This is a genomic window from Staphylococcus sp. EZ-P03, from assembly GCF_003344575.1.
Classification (GTDB): domain Bacteria; phylum Bacillota; class Bacilli; order Staphylococcales; family Staphylococcaceae; genus Staphylococcus; species Staphylococcus simulans_B.
Map to the genome: position 1 here is coordinate 42,315 of NZ_QPMO01000019.1, position 23,301 is coordinate 65,615.

Annotated in this window: 21 protein-coding genes, 1 pseudogene, 1 riboswitch and 1 other annotated feature; of the genes and pseudogenes, 3 read left to right on the plus strand and 19 right to left on the minus strand. The window is 37.9% G+C overall.

All coding sequences use genetic code 11. The annotated features are described in order from the left end of the window. Positions 1-92: 92 nt before the first annotated feature. From DVJ99_RS09790 to DVJ99_RS09810, 5 genes and pseudogenes are all read right to left on the minus strand, one after another. Positions 93-1,217: a 5-methyltetrahydropteroyltriglutamate--homocysteine S-methyltransferase gene (locus DVJ99_RS09790; protein ID WP_114604065.1), complete on the minus strand. Its 1,125-nt coding sequence runs from the start codon at positions 1,215-1,217 to the stop codon at positions 93-95. A gap of 79 nt (positions 1,218-1,296) precedes the next feature. Continuing rightward, positions 1,297-1,538 (minus strand) — a binding site (T-box leader). Positions 1,539-1,646: 108 nt separating this feature from the next. After that, positions 1,647-1,829 (minus strand): hypothetical protein, encoded by a 183-nt coding sequence (locus DVJ99_RS09795; RefSeq protein WP_105994485.1) that lies wholly within the window; start codon positions 1,827-1,829, stop codon positions 1,647-1,649. 74 nt (positions 1,830-1,903) lie between these two features. Continuing rightward, a riboswitch (SAM riboswitch) is annotated at positions 1,904-2,003 on the minus strand. Positions 2,004-2,269: 266 nt separating this feature from the next. Further along, positions 2,270-2,440, minus strand: a pseudogene (locus DVJ99_RS09800) (2-thiouracil desulfurase family protein); the annotation flags it as partial. Positions 2,441-2,473: 33 nt separating this feature from the next. Next, on the minus strand, positions 2,474-3,514 hold the full coding sequence (locus tag DVJ99_RS09805; RefSeq protein ID WP_114604067.1) for an ATP-binding protein: 1,041 nt from the start codon (positions 3,512-3,514) through the stop codon (positions 2,474-2,476). Between the two features lie 119 nt (positions 3,515-3,633). Beyond that, positions 3,634-3,852, minus strand: a complete 219-nt coding sequence (locus DVJ99_RS09810) for a hypothetical protein (protein ID WP_114604068.1) — start codon at positions 3,850-3,852, stop codon at positions 3,634-3,636. A gap of 145 nt (positions 3,853-3,997) precedes the next feature. Here DVJ99_RS09810 and DVJ99_RS09815 point away from each other — a divergent pair, with 145 nt between their 5' ends. Then, positions 3,998-4,468 (plus strand): thioesterase family protein, encoded by a 471-nt coding sequence (locus DVJ99_RS09815; RefSeq protein WP_105994482.1) that lies wholly within the window; start codon positions 3,998-4,000, stop codon positions 4,466-4,468. 67 nt (positions 4,469-4,535) lie between these two features. Here the strand turns inward: DVJ99_RS09815 and DVJ99_RS09820 are convergent, their stop codons facing one another. The 9 genes from DVJ99_RS09820 to DVJ99_RS09860 all read right to left on the minus strand — a co-directional run bounded on the left by DVJ99_RS09820 (position 4,536) and on the right by DVJ99_RS09860 (position 15,924). Continuing rightward, positions 4,536-5,318, minus strand: coding sequence for a (S)-acetoin forming diacetyl reductase (locus DVJ99_RS09820; protein WP_114604069.1), 783 nt, complete (start codon positions 5,316-5,318; stop codon positions 4,536-4,538). Between the two features lie 158 nt (positions 5,319-5,476). Then, a complete protein-coding gene (gene cysC / locus DVJ99_RS09825) occupies positions 5,477-6,076 on the minus strand; it encodes an adenylyl-sulfate kinase (protein ID WP_105994481.1) in 600 nt (199 codons plus the stop codon). Between the two features lie 2 nt (positions 6,077-6,078). Beyond that, a complete protein-coding gene (gene sat / locus DVJ99_RS09830; protein WP_114604070.1) occupies positions 6,079-7,278 on the minus strand; it encodes a sulfate adenylyltransferase in 1,200 nt (399 codons plus the stop codon). A 15-nt stretch (positions 7,279-7,293) separates the two neighbouring features. Beyond that, a complete protein-coding gene (locus tag DVJ99_RS09835; protein ID WP_105994479.1) occupies positions 7,294-8,208 on the minus strand; it encodes a sulfite exporter TauE/SafE family protein in 915 nt (304 codons plus the stop codon). 230 nt (positions 8,209-8,438) lie between these two features. Continuing rightward, entirely contained in the window at positions 8,439-9,200 is a 762-nt protein-coding gene (gene cobA, locus DVJ99_RS09840) for a uroporphyrinogen-III C-methyltransferase (protein WP_114604071.1), read from the minus strand. Positions 9,201-9,286: 86 nt separating this feature from the next. Next, entirely contained in the window at positions 9,287-10,993 is a 1,707-nt protein-coding gene (locus tag DVJ99_RS09845) for an NADPH-dependent assimilatory sulfite reductase hemoprotein subunit (protein WP_114604072.1), read from the minus strand. A gap of 18 nt (positions 10,994-11,011) precedes the next feature. After that, complete coding sequence (locus tag DVJ99_RS09850) at positions 11,012-12,847, minus strand: assimilatory sulfite reductase (NADPH) flavoprotein subunit (protein ID WP_162912177.1); 1,836 nt, start codon at positions 12,845-12,847, stop codon at positions 11,012-11,014. Positions 12,848-13,004: 157 nt separating this feature from the next. Next, positions 13,005-13,730: a phosphoadenylyl-sulfate reductase gene (locus DVJ99_RS09855; protein ID WP_114604074.1), complete on the minus strand. Its 726-nt coding sequence runs from the start codon at positions 13,728-13,730 to the stop codon at positions 13,005-13,007. Positions 13,731-14,028: 298 nt separating this feature from the next. Then, the gene (locus DVJ99_RS09860; RefSeq protein WP_114604075.1) at positions 14,029-15,924 is read right to left on the minus strand and encodes a DUF5776 domain-containing protein; all 1,896 of its coding nucleotides are present in this window, start codon (positions 15,922-15,924) and stop codon (positions 14,029-14,031) included. A 264-nt stretch (positions 15,925-16,188) separates the two neighbouring features. Between DVJ99_RS09860 and DVJ99_RS09865 the strand changes: the two genes are divergently transcribed. Next, positions 16,189-16,602: an NUDIX hydrolase gene (locus DVJ99_RS09865; RefSeq protein WP_114604076.1), complete on the plus strand. Its 414-nt coding sequence runs from the start codon at positions 16,189-16,191 to the stop codon at positions 16,600-16,602. A gap of 52 nt (positions 16,603-16,654) precedes the next feature. On the opposite strand, the gene DVJ99_RS09870 is transcribed toward DVJ99_RS09865, so the two are convergent. The 4 genes from DVJ99_RS09870 to DVJ99_RS09885 form a co-directional block, all read right to left on the minus strand. After that, complete coding sequence (locus DVJ99_RS09870) at positions 16,655-17,701, minus strand: PTS sugar transporter subunit IIC (protein WP_114604077.1); 1,047 nt, start codon at positions 17,699-17,701, stop codon at positions 16,655-16,657. Between the two features lie 288 nt (positions 17,702-17,989). Beyond that, positions 17,990-18,622: a leukocidin family pore-forming toxin gene (locus DVJ99_RS09875; protein WP_162912178.1), complete on the minus strand. Its 633-nt coding sequence runs from the start codon at positions 18,620-18,622 to the stop codon at positions 17,990-17,992. 2 nt (positions 18,623-18,624) lie between these two features. Next, a complete protein-coding gene (locus DVJ99_RS09880) occupies positions 18,625-18,978 on the minus strand; it encodes a leukocidin family pore-forming toxin (protein ID WP_114604079.1) in 354 nt (117 codons plus the stop codon). Position 18,979: 1 nt separating this feature from the next. Further along, positions 18,980-19,972: a leukocidin family pore-forming toxin gene (locus DVJ99_RS09885; RefSeq protein ID WP_114604080.1), complete on the minus strand. Its 993-nt coding sequence runs from the start codon at positions 19,970-19,972 to the stop codon at positions 18,980-18,982. Positions 19,973-20,288: 316 nt separating this feature from the next. Between DVJ99_RS09885 and chrA the strand changes: the two genes are divergently transcribed. Beyond that, a complete protein-coding gene (gene chrA, locus DVJ99_RS09890; protein WP_114604081.1) occupies positions 20,289-21,446 on the plus strand; it encodes a chromate efflux transporter in 1,158 nt (385 codons plus the stop codon). 311 nt (positions 21,447-21,757) lie between these two features. On the opposite strand, the gene guaA is transcribed toward chrA, so the two are convergent. Then, positions 21,758-23,299 (minus strand): glutamine-hydrolyzing GMP synthase, encoded by a 1,542-nt coding sequence (gene guaA / locus DVJ99_RS09895; RefSeq protein WP_105994468.1) that lies wholly within the window; start codon positions 23,297-23,299, stop codon positions 21,758-21,760. Positions 23,300-23,301: the final 2 nt, after the last annotated feature.

Consider the following 23,301-nt stretch of genomic DNA (forward strand, 5'->3'; position numbering starts at 1 on the left):
CGTATGTTAAACGTAAAATAAAAGAGCAGTCCTCCATAATGAGTGCTGCTCTATGTTCAAACTATATATTATGTTGTTCAGATACGAAAAAATCAGCCTTTTACTTTTTCGGGCCAAACTTCTTCTGCGATACTTTTAACTAAACGAATCTTTGCCCATTGCTGCGCTTCTGTTAAATTGTTGCCTTCTTCAGTAGACGCAAAACCGCATTGTGTACTTAATGCCAAACGTTCTAATGGAATATATTGTGCTGCTTCTTTTATACGGTTTAATACTTCATCTCTATCTTCTAATTCACCGTCTTTTGAAGTGATTAACCCTAAGACCACTTGCTTGTCGCCTGAAACGTATTGCAGCGGTTCAAAGCCGCCTGAACGGTCACTATCATATTCAAGCAAGTATGCATCCACATTTTCTTGGTCGAATAATGGGGTTGCAACTGTATCGTATGCTCCTGACGCAAACCAAGTCGAACGATAGTTGCCTCGGCAGATATGTGTTTGTACTCTTAAATCTTCAGGTAAAAGTGCAATTGCTCGGTTATTAACGTCTGCGAAAAGCTGTTTTAAACGTTCTTTTTCTTTCGGATCGCCATTCTTGCCGTTGATTTCTGTTTGGTCGCCTACTAAACGGCCCCAAGTTGTATCATCAAATTGAATCGTCTTTAATCCAGCGTCGTGCAGATCTTCGATAACCGTTTGGTACGCTTTCGCAATCGCATCGATCAATGCATCATCATCTTCATAAAACGCACGTGTTTGGTCTAAATTTTCTTTTCTTGTCAGCTCTGAGAATAAACGTGCTGGTGCAGGCACTGTCTGACGTGCTTCAATACCTTCTGGTGTATGTGCTAATAAGAATTTAAAATGTTCCACAAACGGATGATTTTCACCTGAAATCGGTCCGGATAAACGTGCCGTCTCAATACGAGAAGGGCCCTCAGAGAATGCATAACCGCCTTCGTCTTTAACTTGCTCTACACCATTCAGACCCCAGAAGAAATCTAAATGCCACCAGCTTCTTCTGAACTCTCCATCTGTAATAGATTTCAAACCATTCTCTACTTGTTTCTCAATCAATGTTTTAATTTCTCTATTTTCCACTTCTGTTAATTCATTTTGATCAATGTCGCCTTTTTCAAATGCGGCACGTGCCTCTTTTAACGCCTCTGGTCTTAAGAAACTTCCTACAATATCATAACGTAATAATTCAGTCATTCTGATTTCCCCCTTGTATCTGTTTAAAATAAGTCCTCAAATAATAAAAAGCCCCCATAAAGCCTGATTTAATAAGCTTTACAGGGGCGTAGAATCTGATTCTGCGCGGTACCACCCGGTTTCAAGAAGCACAAATAACATACTTCTCCTCTAAAGTACTATCATACTTGCGCAATGGTAACGTATGCGACCACGTGTTAACCTCACAATTCAGCTAACAGATTCAGAGTCCATTTTCAATATTGTCGAATTGCTTTTTCACACCAACCAAAAGCTCTCTGATAATTCTTCAATATTTACTCTACTCATCATAATCAATTAATATTATTTGAATTAATCCTAGTCTATAATTAAAAGAATATTCTGTCAACTATGAAATTCACATTTAATATTAACACGCATCAATTGCGAATAAATTACTCTCATTCCTTACTCTTCTTCTAGCCACTCTTTAATGACTTCTAATGGAACCATCTGTCTGATTGTTGCCTCAATATCATGAATCTGCGCTTTTCTTCCCATACTGCTGGCCATATTCATCGGCTTATAAGCTTCCCATTGCTCAAGTTCTGCCATTTTCCCTCTGATTTGTTCTTTAGTAGATGTTGTCATTTTATTTACCACCTTTTCTGATTTTGGATAAATAAAATAGCCCTCCTTGCAAGAAGAAGCGCTTCACGTACGTCTTCTTATCTTTCAAGTTTCCTTGTTGGATTTAGCACTTCACCTGACGGTTGTTGCTGGAGCTTCACAGGGCCAAGTCCCTCCACTCACTCTTAATAAGAACTATTTTATTCACTACTCATCATACCTTATCCAAATATTTTTTCAACTTTTTCGATAAATATATTTAGTATAATTAGAAATTTTAAGATATATTGAACCTTAACACTCATTATGAAAAGGGGATAACACATAAGAAAATAACTAATGAAATGAATAAATGGAATCAGCTTTATAATGATGGATAACTTGCTTAGATATATCCTTTAAACTACTCGCCCTTAAAACACTATAGAAACACAGTCATTCTGACTCTCTCCTGCACCTCTTTAAATAATGAAATCAAATAATGCTGCACTTACACCCTTGCCTTGTTTAAGTTGACCTGACAATGAACCATCATATATTTCACTCAGACCGTAAGACGGACTTTTTGATTTCAATATGACACCCGTACAACCGTGTGCCTTCACTATATCTAAAGCACGTTGTGCACCTGATTTAAAGACTTCCTTTTAGATTTAATAAATGATTCATGAATGGTTACCTCTTAATTTACGTGAAATTTGACTCTTAGAGATATTTGTAAGTTTTTCTAATTCTCTCAATGTATAGCCTTGATTATGGAGTGCTTTTAAGGACATTTCTTCTATATTAACGCCGCTTTCTTTTAGTAAGCGTCTTAAATAATCAAATTTATCATCTGGATTACTAAAAGCGATTGAAACTTTAATCAAATTTTTCAATTCACCTGGATAAGGTATTGTTTCCATGTTATTCAAAATCTTTTTAAACAATCTTAAGTCTTTCCCTAGATTTACTTTATCTAGATAAACATTCAAAACACTTTCACCGACTTCAATTAATTCTTGTTTTGTATATCTATTAAAATCGATTACTGAGTCAAATCTTCTAATCAATGCTTTATCAAAGTTTTTATACAGATTAGTTGTTGCAATAAGCATGATTTCATCGTTAAGATTATCTAATTCTTTTAATATAGTAGACGTGACACGCCCCATTTCCCTCACATCATTATCATTGATTCTATCCATTGCGATAATATCGATTTCGTCTAACAAAATTAGGAATTTGGTTGGATATTGTCTTTGATTTATTTCTTTGAATACCAATGCAATATTTTTAGCAGTCTGACCTAATTTACTATCAATTAAATCACTGAAGTTGATTGTATACAATTCTCTATTGAGCAATCTTGCGATTTGCTTTACTGTTTCTGTTTTACCTGTACCAGGCGCTCCTTCAAATAGAAATTTATTTACACCTAAATTATGATTCACCGCATTCAAAATTCCCTTTACGTCTTCTGTAATACTTTGCGGCAATGGTAATGGTTGTGTATTGATCTTGACTCTTGTTAAAAATTTACTATTGTACTCTTCTTGAGGTTCAAAAACATTTGCTGTAGACAATAAACCCATAATATACTCAGATAATTGGTAATCTCCTATAGAATCAAAGTATCTAGCAATTTCTATAGCTTCATTTTGGAAACGCACTTCATTACCTTCTGCATGATATTTAATTAAATTTAACACTGACTTCTTTTTCATTTAGAGCACCTCCTTTTTTAAATAATTATATCATATTGGGACAACTTATACTGTTTTTGGGACAAAAAATAATAAAAATAAAAAACGCTGAGATAGTCATCTCAACGCTGATGTTTGCTTTATAATTCACTTGTTCCCTCTTTGTCTTTATCACTCTTAGAATCAGCTTTTCCTTTAATGTTCACTTTAATTCCATCAATTTCTACTGCATTGTCTTTGATTTTTGTTTTTTCTTTTTCCTTTACTTTTATAGCATCCATACTTGATGATGTTTTACTGTTTGAATTAGAAGTTTGTTCTTCTGATACTTCTTTCTTGTCACCACATGCTGTTAACACTAGTAATGCTGTACCTTATAATATTGTTATCTATCTACTTTAGGCATTGTTACTTTATAGAATGTATTTACAAACCTCCTTTACCATTCATTTTTATTTTCTATGATACACTTCACTTATATGTAATAAAGGGGGAGCTTTATTTATGGGTTATATTTATACTTACAACGACAAAGTGCATCCGTCTTGGATTGATCATAATCAACACTTGCATGATGCACAATATTTCTCGATTTTCAGTGATGCAGTGGTAGGTTTCTTTGCGAAGATGGGCTTTTCAATTGATTATCGTCAAAAGCACGATACAACGATTTTCAATTTAGAAGCACATGTAACGTTTTTAAAGGAAATGCTTTTAGATGAGCCGTTTTCAGTCGAGGTTTATGTCTATGATTATGATGAAAAACGTGTTCATTTCTTTTTAAAAATGTTCAATGAAGATCATACACCGACTGCGACATATGAAGTGATCATGATGGCAGTAAACAATAAACTGCGCCGCAGTTCAGTGTTCCCTGATTTTGTGTTTAACAATATCCAATCTTATTACGAGGAACAAGGGGAGTTTGAAACACCAAAACAACTCGGCCATGCGATTGGTATTCCAAGAAAATAATAAAACGACAGCCCTGACACATTTAAGCGTCAGGGCCGTTTCATCTGTATAAGGATTACATAACCTATTAATTAAATACCATACCGCCATCAATGATTAAAGCTTGACCTGTCATATAATCACTGTCTGGACCTGCTAGATAAGAAACACATGCCGCAACATCAGATGGTTCTGATAAACGTTTTAACGCAATGTGTTGTGCGAATTGTTCCATTCCCCATTCGTATGGTTTGCCTGCTTCATCGGCAGTTTTTTGTGCGATATCTTCCATCATTGGTGTTTTAACGATACCTGGACAATATGCATTTACTGTAATGCCTTTTTCAGCTAAGTCGCGTGCAGCTGTTTGTGTTACACCGCGTACTGCGAATTTAGTAGAACTGTATAAAGCTAAACCTGGATTGCCGACTTGGCCGGCTTGTGAAGATGCATTAATAATTTTACCGCCATGGCCTAAAGCTTCAAATGCTTCTGTCGCAGCTTGAATACCCCAGAATACACCGCCGACGTTAACATCATAGACTTTGCGATATAAGTCATAGTCGATTGTATGAATAGGTGTTTGTGGTCCTAAACCTGCGTTATTTACAATCACATTAAAGTCGCCGAAGTGATTTTTAACCGTATTCACCGCATTGAATACTTGGTCACGATCAGAAACATCGACTTTAACTGCAAGTGCTTCATAGCCTGCATCTCTTAAACTTTGTGCTACTTGTTCAGCAGTTGTTTCATTATAATCTGCCACTCCGATTTTAAAGCCATCTTCAGCTAAACGGCGACAAATTGCTTCACCAATCCCTTGTCCTCCACCAGTTACTAATGCGACTTGCCCTTTTACTTTTGTCATGCTGTACATCTCCTTGTTGTTCATATTTGCTTACAGTTTTATTATATCCGTTTTCTGAATATTTACAAAACTATATCCTGCTATGTGCTTTGAATATTAAAAGCGTCTTACACGTTAAAATATCCACCTGACAACTGCTTTGCCAGATGGATAAAAATTTAAATGATTTGTTTGTCTTCTAAATATTGAATGATTTGTGCAACTGCATCTTCTACAGAAGTTGTTTCTGTATCCACTACAATTTCCGCATTTTCCGGTGCTTCATACGGTGCATCAATGCCTGTGAAATTCTTGATTTCTCCTGCACGTGCTTTTTTGTACAGTTGTTTCGGGTCGCGTTCTTCGCATGCCGCAACACTTGCTTTAGCGTAGACTTCAATAAATTCGCCATCGTCTAAGATTTCACGTACACGATCGCGGTCTTCACGATAAGGTGAGATGAACGCTGTTAAAGTAATTAAGCCCGCATCCGCTAATAATTTGCTGACTTCACCGATACGTCGGATATTTTCTTTTCGGTCTTCAGGACTGAATCCTAAATTATTGTTCAAACCGTGACGGATATTATCACCATCTAAACGATATGAACGTACACCGCGTTCAAACAATGCTTTTTCAAGCGCAACACTGATTGTTGATTTCCCTGAACCAGAAAGTCCTGTAAACCACAGCACAACACTCTTATGATTGTTTTGTGCTTGGCGTTCTGCCTTCGTTACTTCTGAATCATGCCATGTAATATTTTGCGACTTTGTCATGCTTACGCCTCCTCGTTTTGTTCTCTATGTCTGCGTAATCCGCGAATTAAAACTTCTGCCACCTCTGGACGAGAGAATTCTTCTGGTAATGGTTCGCCGTTACGTAATTTCTCACGTACTTTTGTACCGCTTAAGTGCACATGATATTTCGCATCATGCGGGCAAGTTTTCGCTGTCGCCATATTACCGCATTTTGTGCAATAGAACGCATGCTCAAATTTTAGAATATGAATACCCAACTCATGTTGGTATTTTGAAATTAACTCTTGTGCTTCATATGTGCCGTAGTAGTCGCCAACACCTGCATGGTCACGACCTACGATGAAGTGTGTACAACCGTAGTTCAAGCGCACAATTGCATGCAAGATAGCTTCTCTAGGACCTGCATAACGCATCGCTGCTGGATAGATTGCTAAGCGTGCGCGATCTTTAGGGAAGTAGTTTTTCAAGATAACTTGATAGCTTTCCATACGTACATCTGCAGGGATATCATCTGCTTTAGTTTCACCTACCAATGGATTTAATAATAATCCGTCGACTGTTTCTAAAGCTGATTTTTGGATGTATTCGTGTGCACGGTGAACAGGGTTGCGTGTTTGGAAACCTACCACTGTTTTCCATCCTAAATCATGGAACATTTGACGAACTTCGATAGGATCTAATTCGAATTCTTCGAATTCGCTGTGATCTGGTCTGTTCACAAGTTGAATCGGACCTGCTAAGTAAACATTGCCTTTTTCATAGACTTTTTTCACACCTGGATGGGCTTCTTCTGTCGTACCGTATACATTTTGTGCTTCTTTTTCTTTGTCATACGTATACTTTTCTTCCAAAGTTAAAACACCATATAACTTTTCATCTTCGCCGTATAATGCGATTTGATCACCGATTTCATATTGTTTAGCTTCTGTTTCGCTTACTGGCAATGTAATCGGAATACTCCATAATGTTCCATCTTCTAAATGTAAGTTATCAACGACATTCTTATAGTCCGCTTCTCCCATAAAACCTGTTAATGGACTGAATCCGCCGATTGCGATTAATTCTAAGTCCGATAAACTCCAAGCATTTAAAGTTAATTTTTTAAATGATGCTGCTGCTTCAATTAAAGCATCTCGTTCTGCACCTTCAAGTTGTCGGTTGATCAATTTACCGCCATGCGGTGTACTCGTATATTCTAAAATTTGTGTTGCTGTTGCCAATTGACTCATCTCCTCTTATTGTTTAACTCTTCCTACTTTATTTGGTTCTTTTTTCTGAAAAAAATTGGGTAATCTGCCTTCTTTGCGCAAAATAACAAACAATAAAACTAACCATGCGGCGATAACACCGATTCTTACCACTCCTGAAACTTCACCAGGAACATGGAATGCTTTCATTAAAGTGTTGCTGTTCGTAAAGATAATCAAACCGCCGACGAAAATACCTAACACATTAACCGGGATAACTTTTACTAACCATGCAGCAAAAGGTGCAGCAGCAACGCCGCCCACACTTAATGCCAGTACCAATCCCCAGTTAATAAGGTGTAACGGTAAAAAGATTAAGAAACTGATGGATGCAGCAATCGTTACGAAGAACTCGCTGATTGAAACACTTCCGATGACATGTCTGACGTTAATATCACGACGTGCAAGCAACGCTGATGTATTCACAGGACCCCAGCCGCCTCCGCCGATTGCTGTTAAGAAACCTGCTGTAAACCCAAGCGGGAACATAAATTTATTACTCAACTCTGACCCTTTAGTCAGCTTCTTAACTTGTCTGCGTTTAAAAGCAAATTGCACTAAAATATAAATACCGATTGTAATCAGGAACAAAGCAACGACAGGTTTTACAATACCTGCATGCAAATGGCTGACTACCGCGGCTCCAATGAAAGCCGCCATCGATCCGGGCACCGCTAATTTTAAAATTAAACGTTTATCTGCGTTTGAAAACGACATGTGAGAGACACCTGATGCTGCTGTTGTCGCAATTTCAGAGAAGTGGATTGTCGCTGATACAATAGCTGGTGCTAAACCGAGCGATAACAAAATCGATGAAGATGTTACGCCGAAGCCCATACCGAGGGAACCATCAACCAATTGTGCAAAAAACCCTACAAGGGCAATAATTAATAGTTTTTTCATTGTCTTTGCTCCTTTCTATCAATAATCAAATACCTTTTTAGGTTTAATCATGATAATTCAAGAGGTTTCCAAATAAAAAGTAAGCTTAACCTCTTGTTGACCTTAATCAATTTTTACAATTTTCAAATTACTTTTATTTAAAAGCAGAGTTTCGTTATTATTCTTATGTGTTTACAAGGAATTAAAGTTAAGAAATTTCACAAAGTATAATACGAATACCCCTGCGGATTTTATTGTTGCGCTGCTGCTTTTTCTGTCATCGTTTGGAACCAGCTGATTTTGTCATGCATCTGCACGACTTCGCCTACTACAATCATCGACGGATTTTTAAAGTCTTTTGCGACTTCTGCGATATTCTCAAGTGTTCCGACTGCAGTTTGCTGAACACCGCTTGTACCTTGATATACCAATGCCGCCGGTGTAGCTTTCGGTCTGCCGTGACGGATTAATAATCGGCTGATTTCAGGCAATCTGCTGACACCCATATAAATACATAGTGTTTCAGGTCCTAATGCTAAATGTTTCCAGTAATCTTCTTTTAACGTTTTAGCTTTATTGACGCCCGTCACAAATGCAACGGATGAACTGTAATCACGATGTGTTACAGGAATACCTGCATAAGCAGGTGCCGCAATTCCAGATGTAATACCGGGTACGATTTCAAACGGAATATTTTGTTCTGCCAATACTTCCGCTTCTTCCCCGCCTCTGCCGAACAAGAAAGGATCTCCGCCTTTTAATCTTGCGACAGTATGTCCTTTGTTCGCGAAACTGACAAGCAATGCATTGATTTCTTCTTGCGGAATAGATAAACCGCTTGGGTCTTTCCCGCAATAAACCAACCTTGTATTCGGCTTCGCATATGCTAATAACGCTTTATTAACGAGGCGATCATATAAAATCACAGTTGCGCTTTCTATCGCTTTAACACCCTTGACTGTGATTAAATCCGGATCACCCGGGCCTGCGCCCACTATATATACTTTCCCCATCCGATCACCTCATTTGTTTATAATGATTGCGATTGAAAGTGTGTACGACAAAACGTACAGCACTTTCTCTCGCAAGTTAAATGTCATTATCTGAAGTCGCGTCCATCTGTCACTTTATCTACAATACCTTTGCGTACGACAAAGTCTCCGAAATGTTCGCCTTCTTCACGTTCTTTGCTGAACTGTTCTAAAATCGGACGAAGACTTTCTAAAATTTCTTCTTCTCCAATATTTTCTTTGTATAATTTATTCAATCTTTCACCGATGAAGCTTCCGCCTAAGTAGAAGTTGTATTTGCCAGGTGCTTTACCGATAAAGGCAATCTCAGCTAATGCTGGACGTGCACATCCATTCGGGCAGCCTGTCATACGGATTGTGATTTCTTCTTCTCTTAAACCGAATTCATCTAAGATATCTTCGATTTTGCTGACAAGTGATGGTAAATAACGTTCAGATTCAGCCATTGCCAAACCGCATGTAGGGAATGCTACACATGCCATTGAGTTGCGGCGCAAACCGCTGTAATTTTTGCCATCTGTTAAGCCGTACTCTTCGATTAATGCATCGATTTTTGGTTTGTCTGCTTTATCAACGTTCGCAAATATCAAGTTTTGGTTCGGTGTCATACGAATTTCGCCTTTATGCACTTGAGCGATTTTTTTGATAGCTGTTTTTAATTTGAAGTCTTCAGTATCTTTAATACGTCCGTTTTGGATAAATAACGTATAATGATATTTTCCTGAACCTTCAACCCAGCCTAAGCGGTCGCCGTTGCTGTCGAATTCGAAAGGTTTCGCATCTTCGATTTCCCAGCCTAAACGATTATTAAGCTCTTCGCGAATCCAATCTACACCTTTACGTTCAACAGTATATTTGAAACGTGCTTGCTGACGATCATCACGATCGCCGAAGTCGCGTTGAATCGTTAAGATTTTTTCACAAACTTCTGCAGCTTTTTCTTTAGGAATATAACCTAATACTTTACCGACTTGCGGATGCGTTCTTAAGTCGTCATGCTTGCTTCCCATTCCGCCTCCGATAGTCACTGTAAAGCCAGTTAATTCATCGTTTTCAACGATACCGATTAAACCAATATCTTGAGAGTAGACATCGATATCATTAGACGGCGGTAATGCAATACCGATTTTGAATTTACGCGGTAAATACGTTTTACCATACATCGGTTCATGATCTTCTTTTTTAGAATCGATTACTTTCTCGCCATCTAACCAGATTTCATGGTAAGCCGTTGTTTTCGGTAAAAGGTGATTACTGATTTCTGAAGCATACTCATTAATTTCACCATACACATCAGATTGATAAGGATTTGGGTTGCACATGACGTTACGGTTAACGTCACCGCAAGCTGCGATAGAATCTAATACTGCCGCATTAATAGCTTGCATAGATTTTTTTAGATTACGTTTGAAAATACCGTGATATTGCAATGTTTGACGTGTTGTTAGACGGATTTGTTCACCCGCGAAATCATCTGCTAATTTATCTAATTTCAACCATTGTTCTGGTGTTACACGTCCCCCAGGAATACGCACTCGAATCATGAATGCGTAGAGGGGTTCTAATTTTTGTTTGCGTCGTTCTTGGCGCAAGTCACGGTCATCTTGCATATAGCTGCCGTGGAATTTTAATAATTTTGTATCATCATCCGCAATTGCACCTGTAACAGGGTCATTCAAGCCTTCGACAATTGTGCCGCGCAAATAGTTGCTTTCGCCTTTATTGCGTTCTAAATCATCTAAGCCTTTATATAAATCATTGTCATTCTTAGCCATAATTTGCCTCCTCAAAAATTAGTAAACGTCACGTTGATAGCGTTTTTCTTTTTTCAATTCTGCTAAGTACTCTTCTGATTCTTCTTCAGTTAAGCCGCCTTCTTTTTCAAGGACATGGATAATTGCTTGATGTACATCTTTAGCCATATGTTTTTCATCGCCGCAGACATAAATCGCTGCACCATTTCTTAACCACTCGTAGAATTCTGAACTTTTTTCATCAATTAAATGTTGAACATAACGTTTTTCTTCTTGATCTCGTGAAAAGGCTAAATCTACTTTTTCTAACACACCGTTCTTCAACCAATCTTGAATTTCAGTTTGGTAAAGGAAGTCTGTATTAAAGTGCTGATTACCGAAGAATAACCATGTATTGCCTGTTAAATCTAATTCTTCACGTTCTTGAAGTACACCGCGGAACGGCGCAACACCTGTACCTGGACCAATCATGATCACTGGTGTGTTTTCATCAAATGGAAATTTGAAGTTAGGGTTTTTCTTCAAGTACACTTTTAATTTGTCGCCTGGTTCAACACGTTCAGCTAATTGTACGCTGCAAACGCCTGAACGGTCGCGATTATGCGCTTCATAACGCACTGCACATACTGTGATATGCACTTCATCTTCATTTGCTTTATTACTGCTGGAAATCGAATAGCTTCTCGCTGGGATTTTTCTTAAGAACTGATGTAATTGGTCAGGTTGTAAAGATTCAGTCGGGAAGTCATCTAACAGGTCTAATAAGTCGCGACCATAAATATATTCTTTCACCCATTCGCTGTCTGAAGCTTTATCTAGTAAATCTTCGTTATCAAAGATTTGCGCTGCTGCTTCAATCAGCGGTTTTGTTAATTTTGTAATTTCAAAGTAAGATGTTAATGCTTCGCCTAAAGGCAATTTGTCGCCTTGTGTATTAATAACAACATCTTTTTCAGCAACCCAATCTTGCATATCGATGAGTTCATCGACTAATTCCGGATCATTTTCCGGCAAGATATTAATAGAATCGCCTGGTGCATATTCATCACCATAACCTTCTAATGATAATTCAAGGTGATGGATTTCTTTATTAGAACCGCGTCCTGTAAGGTTAATATTTTCTAATACTTCTGCTTCATAAGGATTTGTTCTTGAATAGATAGGTGCTGATACATCTTGTACCGGTGTTTCTTCAGCATCTTGCACGACTTGTTTCACTTCTTGGTCGCCAAGTTCGTTAATAATGTTATCAATCCATTCATTCGCAAGTCCTTCGAAATCAATGTCGCAATCGACACGAGGCAAGATACGTTCAGCGCCTAGTTCTTCTAAGCGTGCATCGAATTCTTTACCTGTTTGACAGAAGAATTCGTAAGATTGGTCGCCTAATGCTAAGACTGAGAAGCGTGCACCGTCTAATTTAGGGGCTTTTCGACCATATAAGAACTCATAGAATGAAAGTGCATTGTCCGGCGGATCGCCTTCGCCATGTGTTGAAGTCACTATCAATAAATCTTCAACATTTTTCAATTCTTTTGTTTTATATTGGTCCATCTCACTCAATGTTGCATCAAAGTCATTCTCTTTTAATTTACTTTCAAGCAATTCCGCTACCCATTGAGCGTTACCAGATTCAGAACCGAACAGAATAGTAATTTTTCTTGGTTCTACAACTTGCGGCGCTGCAACTGCACCGCTTTGCTGAACTGCGCCTGCAGCTTGAGGTGCGGGTGCTTCTGCTGTTCCGCCTTGCATGTTCGCTGTTAAGTAACCGCTAAGCCAAAGCTTTTGGTCATTTGATAATGTTGATAACGCTTGATTAATAAGTTGTGCCTGTTCATCGTTGAACGGACTATTTGTTGCTGATAAATTCAAGTGTCTTCCCCCCATATTATGGTTGATATCCTTAGTTTTTTAGTAGGAATTATAATCAAAAAAATATATGTTGCGGAATATGATTATTGTTTTAACAACAAGAGTTTAATTCCAATGCGTTTACTAAGGATTCGGTTCAAAAAAATTTCAAGTCCTATTATGATTTACGTCCAACATGCAGTCCGCATTCGGTTTTCATGTTGTTTTGCCATCTGCCTTCTCTAGAATCTCCGCCTTCAAAAACAGGTGATGTACAAGGTGCACATCCGATACTCGGATAATTTTGATCATGCAGTGTGTTATAAGGTAAATCATTGGATTTAATGTAATCCCAAACATCATCCCAAGTCCAGTGAATTAAAGGACAAACTTTGATAGATTCAAAACGATCATCTTTATTAATAAAGTTCGTATTGCGTCTTGTCGGTGATTGTTCTCTTCTGAGTCCAGATACCCAAGCCGTTTGACCTGTAAGTACTTCTTCAAGCGGTTTGACTTTGCGAATATAGCAGCATTGGTTCGGATCTCTTCGCCAAAGGTTGCCGCCGTATTTTTGTGCTTGTTCATCCACTGTTAAGTCAGGTTTTTTCATTATAATGTTTAAATCAGGATATTTCGCTTTCACGCGGTCGATTAAATCATAAGTTTCTTCAAAATGGAGACCTGTATCTAAAAAGACGATACGAGCGTCTGGTTTTACTTGCGAAATTAAGTTAATCAAGACAATGCCCTCTGCCCCGAAACTGCAAGCATATACAATTTCATCTCCGTAAGTATCATATGCCCATTTCAAAACATGATACGCACCTTTTGTTTCATCAGTAACATCCAATGATTCAAAAGGATCTGAGGCGAAGTTTGTATAAGTAATTTTAGAAGTCAATAAAATACTCTCCCCTCATATTATATAGATGTTGTGCCATACAATTCAAATTGATACGATGTTCGAATTGTCAGAAAATAATTATGTATTGAATCATACCGCTTTCTTTTCTCTCTGTCAACAACATCTATAATAATTTACAAAATTAATAATACGGACGAAGAAAATCTTATTTTTATCAATTAAGCCTTCCTTTCTCTTTTCTGCTAAAGTACTTTAAAGCTTGTCATGAAGAGGGCTGCCATCTTTAAGCTTCACGTTCCAATAAAAAAAGGAGTTGGTATAAAAAACCAGCTCCTTAATCAATTGCTTGTACAAAATCACGATTCGCAGTCATGTAAATACCATCTGCTGTTTTCAATCGCGGTGTGCCTTTTGAAGAAAAAACAATTTTTTCAATCGATTTTGTTGTACCTTTTTTAATTGCGTCACCCGTCTCATTTTTAAAATTGCGGTCTTCATAACCCTTGCAATTTTTAATTACTTTTACAGCTGACGGGCATGTTATGAAATATTGTTCTGAATCAGTTTCATCTGTTGTTGTTACAAAGTTCTTATTCGCAGTAATAATATTGCCGTCTTCTAAGACTAACCGCGGTGTGCCTTTATGCGAATATTGAATATCTGATACTGACACCAGTTCACCGACTTCTATAGAACGCGCTGCTTCGTTTTTAAATTCTGTATCTTGATAGACTTTGAATTTTTTAATCGCATAAACTTGTTTTGGAATTTCAGTGTAATACTTAGCCGTATCAACAGGTTTTGTTTTTGTCTTATCCGCTTTTGTATCTCGAAAGACAAATTCTGCTTTAAAGCTTTGACGATGCATCGGCGGTGCTGTCGCAGCACTCGGCAACGTCATTTGAACCTTGCAAGGCTTATAGCCGTCATAAATCAATTGAATATTAAAGTCATAATCGGTTTCGAGTGCAGTCGATGGCACGAAAAGCTGATTGCCGTTTGTTTCAAATGTTGTTTCTGTTATGACAGACTCGTCTCTTATTTTGACTAACTGCACTGCATTGACTTGTGTCGCTGGTGCTTTGTAAACATTGATCACTTCATAGAAAGTATCATCAAGACAATGTGTACCTCCGTAAACAGCATACATCGGCTCTGCCAACGGTTTGTATGCTTGCACGCTTTCTGGCAAGTCAAAATACACTTGTCCGTTATAAACATAATGCGGTGCACGTGCACCTTCGACTAATGATGAGATAAGTACATTCACTTGTTCAGATGTTCCTTCTAATAAGCAGTAACATACTTTTTCATATTTTTCTTCAGTTAAATAATCTGTAATGTCATGACCTTTTTCTTTTAATACTCCCACAAGTGTTTCGAAAGCTTGATAAAAGTGCGGTTGATGTGCACTATTTAAAAAGCGGCGGTTGATGAATAAGCGTGATAAATAATCTAATTCAACGATTCTGCTGATGACATGTTTGCGCGCAGTCTCAGGGATGTCTAAATCCAGCACTGCTTTTAACACTTTTAAATTCAGATCTGTTTTTTCAAAAACATCTGTCTCAGTCACCAGCGATTGATTGGCATCATATCGATTCACATGATAGACCGTGACATCATTCATCACTGCCTGTTGTGCCAATGCAATGACTTCTGTAAAGAAAAGCTTATCTTCTCCATACTTCATATGCTCAAACTGAATATTGTTGTCAGTTATTACACTTTTCTTAATGATTTTGCCCGGAGGGCCTACGGCACGAAATATTTTATCTATTTCATAAGGAACTAAGTCTTCTGCCTTTTGATAGGATGCAAAACGCGCAATCTTGCTGATTGAACGATCTTTATGTTTCAGAGCTTGTCCGAATGCGATATCTGCGTCATTCGCAATGACTTGATCCAATAATTTTGGAAAGCCTTTTGCATCCAGCCAATCATCTGCATCTAAAAATGTAACATAGCTGCCTTCGGCCGCATCTATACCCACATTTCTAGGTTGTGCAGGACTGCCTGTATTTTCTTCTAATGCAATCACACGCATATAATCGCGCGTAACTTCATATTGCTGCAGTTGCGACAGTGAATCATCTGTTGATGCGTCGTCTATGAAAATCGCCTCTATTTCTGAATGGTTGAGCTCAAGCTCATCAATAGATTGAATACACTGTGCTAAATATAATGTTTTATTATAGACAGGAACGATTATTGATAATTTTTTTGGCAAAACTGTTCCTCCTAGGGTTGTGTCTTTGTATTTGCTATACTTTAACACATTATTGCCTAAAATTCTTTTTTCACACATTTTTATCTAATATATCAATTGATTGTTGCTTACTCTATCGTTTCCAATCTTTAGAAATTGTCGCTTTGTCTGCGTTGCTATGTTAAGCTCCATAACTGAACGAGTAAATAATACTTAATTATCTTCTAGCCTAATTCAAACAAAAAATTCACATCGCTTTAAAATAAGAAAAAAAGGAGTTTACCTATGCCCCCTTTGCATATACTTTCAGCATCATGTCTAGTAACCAATGACAAAAATGAAATTTTATTAATTAAAAGTCCGAGACGAGGTTGGGAAATGCCTGGTGGTCAAGTAGAAAACGGCGAAACCATTACAGACGCTGCAATACGTGAAGTTAAAGAAGAAGCCGGCGTCAACGTTGAAATTACGAAATACTGCGGTGCGTTTCAAAATACCAATCATTCCATTGTGAATCATTTATTTTGCGCAGAGTATGTCAGCGGCAGCCTTACGACCAGCGAAGAAAGCTTGGAAGTCGGTTTCTTTTCGTATGAACAAGTCATGCAGCAAGTCACATGGGGTAATTTCAAAACACGTATCAATCTCTGCTTAGACGACACGCAACATCCGTTTATGGTCTCTTTTGAAGAGAAATAAAAATACAGCACCATAGCAAACTAATTTCGCTACGATGCTGTAATATTCAACATTATTTTGTTTTTGATTTTTTAAGGATTTCGGATTCATATCCTAAAACTTCACTGTTTCTGATCGGATAATTTCTAAATAAATAAGCCATCACAAATCCGACAATCAAACAGATGACCGCTGCGATTGCAGCGTACTTCAATACTTCAAGTGCGGGGTTGAACCCAAACATAACGAGTATACCTGGTGTCGGAGCTGCCGTACCCGGTGCATTGTTGATAAGCCCTGAGTAAGCAATGACCATTCCGGCCAGCCCTCCGCCGATAAAGTTCGTGACATAAATCGGAACTGGATTCGAAGAAACCAAATCCGCTTTTGATAATGGTTCAATCGCAATTGAGATCACTGATTTTAAATTACCGATTTTCAAGCGGTGCAGCAACGTTGTATTCATGAAACTTGACGCAAAAGCTGTTAATGCTGCAACAGCCATTGGTGCACCTGTCAGACCTAACATAGCTGTCAGTGCCATTGAGCTTAATGGCGATGTTCCTACTACCGTTACAATACCGCCAAGGATTAATCCCATAAGTAATGGACTTGTATTCATTGCTGCATCAATAATGCCCCCGATTTTCAGCAATGAACCGTCAACCAATGGTGTAAAACCTACACCTAATAGTCGTGCGATCGGAATACAAACAATTACTACAATAATAAAATCCATGCCATTTGTAATTTTCTTTTGAATAAAGCGAATTACAAATGACATTAAATACGCAGCAAATAGTGCAGGAATCAACCCGATTTCCGCAAAAGATACTGCTAATAATGCTGAATTTTGCGCATTGATCTTTCTAGATAATGCAACTAAGAATGCAACAATGACCCCACTCAATGTGCCTGCTAACTTTCCAGTTTCTTTCAAGAATTCAACGTTAAGAATGTCCCCCAACACATAACCTTGAAGTGCTTCCACTAAGAAAGTCGCAATTGCCGCTGTTGCTAAGGCCCCCATGACTGCGCGCCCATCCGGCGCGTAATACGTAAACAAAGTAAAAAAGACTAAAATGAGCAATAATAAGCCCGTACCGATTAATATATCTATTTTCCACAGCCCCTTTATATACTGTATTCATTCAAGCTTATCCCTTTTATCCTATAAACGCAAATGTTGTTTTCTTTATAGTATGAATTTTCAAACAGTTTTAAATCAATACTTAATTTTAAGTAAAACCTCTGAAATATTTTAAATATTATAGAGTATATGAATACAAATCATGTATTTTTGATAGTGCAATCAGCCAAACTATCACCATTCTGTTTTTGTCATCTCAATCAGAAAGCAGGACTCCCAAAAACTGCTGCTGAGGTAAGTCCTGCGCTATATTGCTTATTATTCTGCTTTAATGAATTTCACACTGTGTGTTTCCCAATCAATTTCATAAGTCGCTGTCATAGCTTCTTTAGCTGTATTCTTTTTGTTATAACCAGACCAGTAAAATGTTTTCCACTTGATTAAATAGTCATCCATATTTCTTTCGTATTTTACTTTAATTCTAGATTTATCTTTATCATCATAATCATGAGAAAAGACGGTTAAAAATTCAGGGTTGAATGAACTTGCGATCAATGACGGCAATTGGTTAGAATCCACAAAATTCTTCCCTGCATTTGCTCGGCTGGTTCTGTTTTTCAAAAACAGCTCATTGCCATATGAACTTTGTATATCATTGTATTTTTCTCTGTTATAAGGTCCATATCCATTCACATTAATATTATAGGCTTCTACACCCCAAGCGATATCTTTTGGAGAAGTGGGTTGCTCTAGGAAGGTACGATAAGCATCTTGCTTATATTTTACAGATTCATTAAATGTATACTTTCCATTCAAATTAGCGTCACCGCCGCCACCCTTCAGATTGAGGCCGCCTCCGATATTCAAACCGATCGTCTCTGTCACTTCTCGCGATTCATCACTGTTGCGCGGCGCATAATCAATAATGGCTGTGGAGTCTGTTTTCGGCAACGTTACAGATACTTTATATTCGCCGGCCAGCGTTTTGTACTCGTATATACCGCATAAGGATCTAATATATGTGCACCGCTCGCAATATTACCTGCTGTTTTCAACACTACTGTTTCTTTATCATAGCTTTCATCTTTAATGAAATTAAACTGCAGACTTTGTGTAATATGCTTTTGCGTGTCGCTTGCAGTTGCTGTACGTTTATAAATCATTGAGTCTGATGCCACTTTTTGCTGGCCTTCATCTTTTATCACTGCTTGGATATGCCCATCAGCCTTGGCAGTTTGCGTCTGAGACAACATAGAAGCCATTAACAATGTACTTAATGTTAAAACTTTAAATGCTTTCTTGCCCATCCTATTCACCGTCTTTCTCTAAAGGTGCTTGCCCTATCTGTTCTGATTCTTGGTTAATCATCTTCACTTTTTTCTTTTTCCAATCAATTTCATAGGTTACTTTATAAGTGTTTCCTGAAATATTTTGATGATAAAGATTCATTTGCGGATACTTATCAAAGTTATCGTTGTAATACGCCGCATCAATTTCATCATTCTTACGTGAATATGTCACTGTGATTTGTGTTTTTTCATTCTCTTTATCGTTCGATAAATAAGTTAAGAAATCTGGATTAAAACCGCTTCTCACCAGCGAAGGCAACGTTGATTTCCCCGCAAAGAATGTCGATGGACGCTTTTCATCACGTTCTTCGCCATCATTATGGAATAAATTCATATCCCCGCGTGCATTCATATGACCGTTATAAAACAAACTGTTCGCAACAACATTCCAACCTACACCTTGATTGCTCGTATTTCCATTTAACAGTGTTCGGTAATTGGTTTGTTTATAGTTGATTGTTTTACTATAGTTTTGACCGCCATTGATATTTCCAGATTGATTGCTGGAAATAGAACCGCCGATGTTATAACCGAATGTCTCGGTCACATTGACGCTTTCAATATTGTTCTTCGGCAGATAATCTAATATCTCTGTTTTCGGATTGTTCTTCACATCGACACGTACGCCAAACTCGCCAGGATATCTAATCTGGCTATAGAACAGGAAACTTTTGCGATACTTTCCGTATTCTAATTGGGAAGCAATATTCCCTTTGGTACGGACAACTAAAGCATCTTTGTCGTATTTCGGATCATCGATAAAGTCAAAATGAACCAGTTGCGTGAATCCTCCGTCAAAATCACCGCCGACTTGTGTGCGTTTAACAATTTTGCCGTCTTTACCGATCTCATCTTGTTTAATATCTGCTGCGAGAGCCTCAGTAGGCATGAATGTACCTAAAATTAAAGCTGATGCTGGAACTAATGTCGCAGCTATTTGTTTCCAATTCATGATGCATCACTCCTCTTTTTCTTTTGTTGTGACTTTTCGATTTAATTATATCTAAAATTATCAACTTAAAAATTAATAATTAATTATAATTTGTTAATTATAGTTAATATTTCTTTCACTGAAATGTCATGTTTTCAAAATCCATACATCTCATCTTCAATAAATCGAAAATTAAACCAGCCAGGCATGTCCATAACATGTGAAAATTTAATATTCTTTACATCTTTCATGCACAACCCTTTACAATGCATCAATATAATAGAGCATAACGTGTCAAAAATTATAAGTTGAGCCTGTAATGAATAAGGAGATTATTATGTATAATTATGTAAATATTTTTATGGTTGCCTTAAAACTCGGTGTCTTATCCTTTGGGGGTCCGACTGCACATTTAGGCTACTTTTATGATGAATATGTAAAGAAGCGCAAATGGCTGAATGAAAAAGAATACTCTGATTTAGTTGCGTTGTGCCAGTTCTTGCCTGGACCTGCAAGCAGCCAAGTCGGTATAGGTATCGGAACGATCAGAGGCGGTGTCTTAGGGGGTATATTAGCCTTTCTCGGTTTTACAATGCCTTCTGTAATTCTATTAATGCTGTTTTCAGCACTCTTTGTGAATGGCAATGCCCACTTTACATGGATGCAAGGTTTAAAGTTAGTCGCAGTGGCGATTGTTGCACAAGCAATACTCGGTATGGGCAAAAAATTAACCAATACAAAAACAACGATTATGCTGGCGATGTTTGTATTGGCACTTACATTATTAATCAACAATATTTATATACAAGTTATTGCACTTTTGATAACAGGCATTTACGGTATTGTATTTCTTAAGCCCGCTTCTGTCTCAAAACATGACTCAAAAGTCTTTTATTTACCTAAGAGAGTCAGCGTTATTTCTCTTTCTTTATTTGCCGGCTTGCTGGTTGTGCTGCCTGTCTTAAGTGCAGCTACACAAAACATATGGATAAGAATGTTCGATAGTTTCTATCGTTCTGGTTCTCTTGTATTCGGCGGCGGTCATGTAGTATTGCCTTTATTAGAAAAAGAATTTGTGCCGCAAGGTCTCATTTCTTCTAATGATTTCATCACAGGTTATGCGGCTTCTCAAGCAGTCCCAGGACCTTTATTTACCTTTGCATCGTACATCGGTACATCAATCGGAGGTATCGGCGGCGGACTTCTCGCAACCTTCGCAATATTTTTACCTGCCTTTTTACTTTTATTTGGTGTCTTACCGTTTTGGGATCGTCTTAAATCGAATATTTATGCAGAAGGGTTCTTAAAGGGCATCAGTGCTGGTGTCGTAGGTATCTTAATCGCCGCATTCTATCAGCCGATTTGGACATCTACTGTTAAGCAACCTTTAGATTTTGCATTGGCAAGTATTCTTTTCGTTCTGCTCACCTATTTCAAACTCCCTTCTTGGTCGATTGTTTTAATAGGTATCGCAATTGGATTATTGTTTTATTAACTCCGAATATATGCATTCAATAGCTTTAAATGCGCCTATTTTAGCAAGGGTAACAACATGTTATTTTCATATGGGTTAAATAATCATGATTAAAAAAGCGATGGCATAACCAATACACCTAAAAAGAGCCCGATAACTATTCGCAGTAGTTATCGGGCTCGATGTTTATCATGCACTTCATATTTGTTACTTAAATTAACACTTCACTTTTGAGAGTCATCACTCATTGTTCATTGTCACGATTAAGCGTCCAAAAAAACCCTCTAACCATTGCGGCTAAAGGGTTTTCGTTTTATATATTTATAGACTGGTTATTCCCATTCTATAGTGCTTGGCGGCTTAGAAGTCACATCATAGACAACTCTGTTGACGTGATCGACTTCGTTTACAATACGACTTGAAATCTTTTGCAAGACTTCCCAGTCAATGCGCGCAAAGTCGCTTGTCATACCGTCGATAGACGTTACGGCACGAATACCGATTGTGTAATCGTAAGTACGGTAGTCTCCCATTACACCTACTGAGCGCATACCTGGAAGTACTGTAAAGTATTGCCAGATTTCACGTTCTAATCCTTCTTCACGAATCACTTCTCTTAAGATAGCGTCTGATTCGCGGACAATTTCTAATTTCTCTTCAGTAATTTCACCCAATACACGGATACCAAGTCCTGGACCTGGGAATGGTTGTCTCCAAACTAAGTGTTCAGGGATACCTAATTCGATACCTAAAGCACGTACTTCATCTTTGAATAATGTGTTGATAGGTTCAATTAATTCAAATTGCATGTCTTCAGGCAATCCGCCTACGTTGTGGTGAGATTTAATTGTTTGTGCTGTTTTTGTACCTGATTCAATAACGTCAGTGTATAGTGTGCCTTGTGCAAGGAAGTCTACACCTTTTAATTTAGAAGCTTCATCGTCGAAAACATAAACGAATTCATTACCGATGATTTTACGTTTTTGTTCAGGATCAGAAACGCCTTTTAATTTATCCATGAAACGATCTTTGGCATTCACACGAATGATGTTCATGTTGAAGCCTTCGCCGAATTGTTCCATAACCATGTCGCCTTCGCCTTTACGAAGCAAACCATGGTCTACAAAGATACATGTAAGCTGGTCGCCGATTGCTTTATGCAATAAGACTGCGACTACTGATGAATCTACACCGCCGCTCATTGCACATAAAACTTTGCGGTCGCCTACTTTTTCACGGATTTTTTCAATTTCAACGTCAATGAAGTTTTCCATTGTCCATTCACCTGTACAGTCGCACACACGGCGTACAAAGTTGCGTAAGATGTCGTTGCCGTATTCAGTGTGACGTACTTCTGGGTGGAATTGAACGCCGTAAATACGACGTTCTTTATCTTCGATTGCTGCATAAGGTGTGCTTGGGCTGTCTGCGATTGAAACAAAGCCTTCTGGAATTTCGATCACTTTATCTGAGTGGCTCATCCATACTGTTTGTTCTTCCGGTAAACCAAAGAAGATTTCATCTGATTTTGCATGAATCGTTGCTTTACCGTATTCTCTTTCGTTCGCACGCTCAACTTTACCGCCTAATAATTTAGTCGTTAATTGCATACCGTAGCAAATACCAAGTACGGGTACACCTAAGTTGTAAATTTCAGGATCGATTGTGTAAGAACCTTCTTCATAAACTGAGTTAGGTCCGCCAGATAAGATGATACCTTTAGGATTCATCTTTTTAATCTCTTCAATTGAAATTTCATGGTCGTGCAACTCACTGTACACACCCATTTCACGAATACGACGTGTAATGAGTTGGTTGTATTGGCTGCCAAAATCTAATACAAGAATTAACTCTTGTTCTTTCGCCATTTCCATAA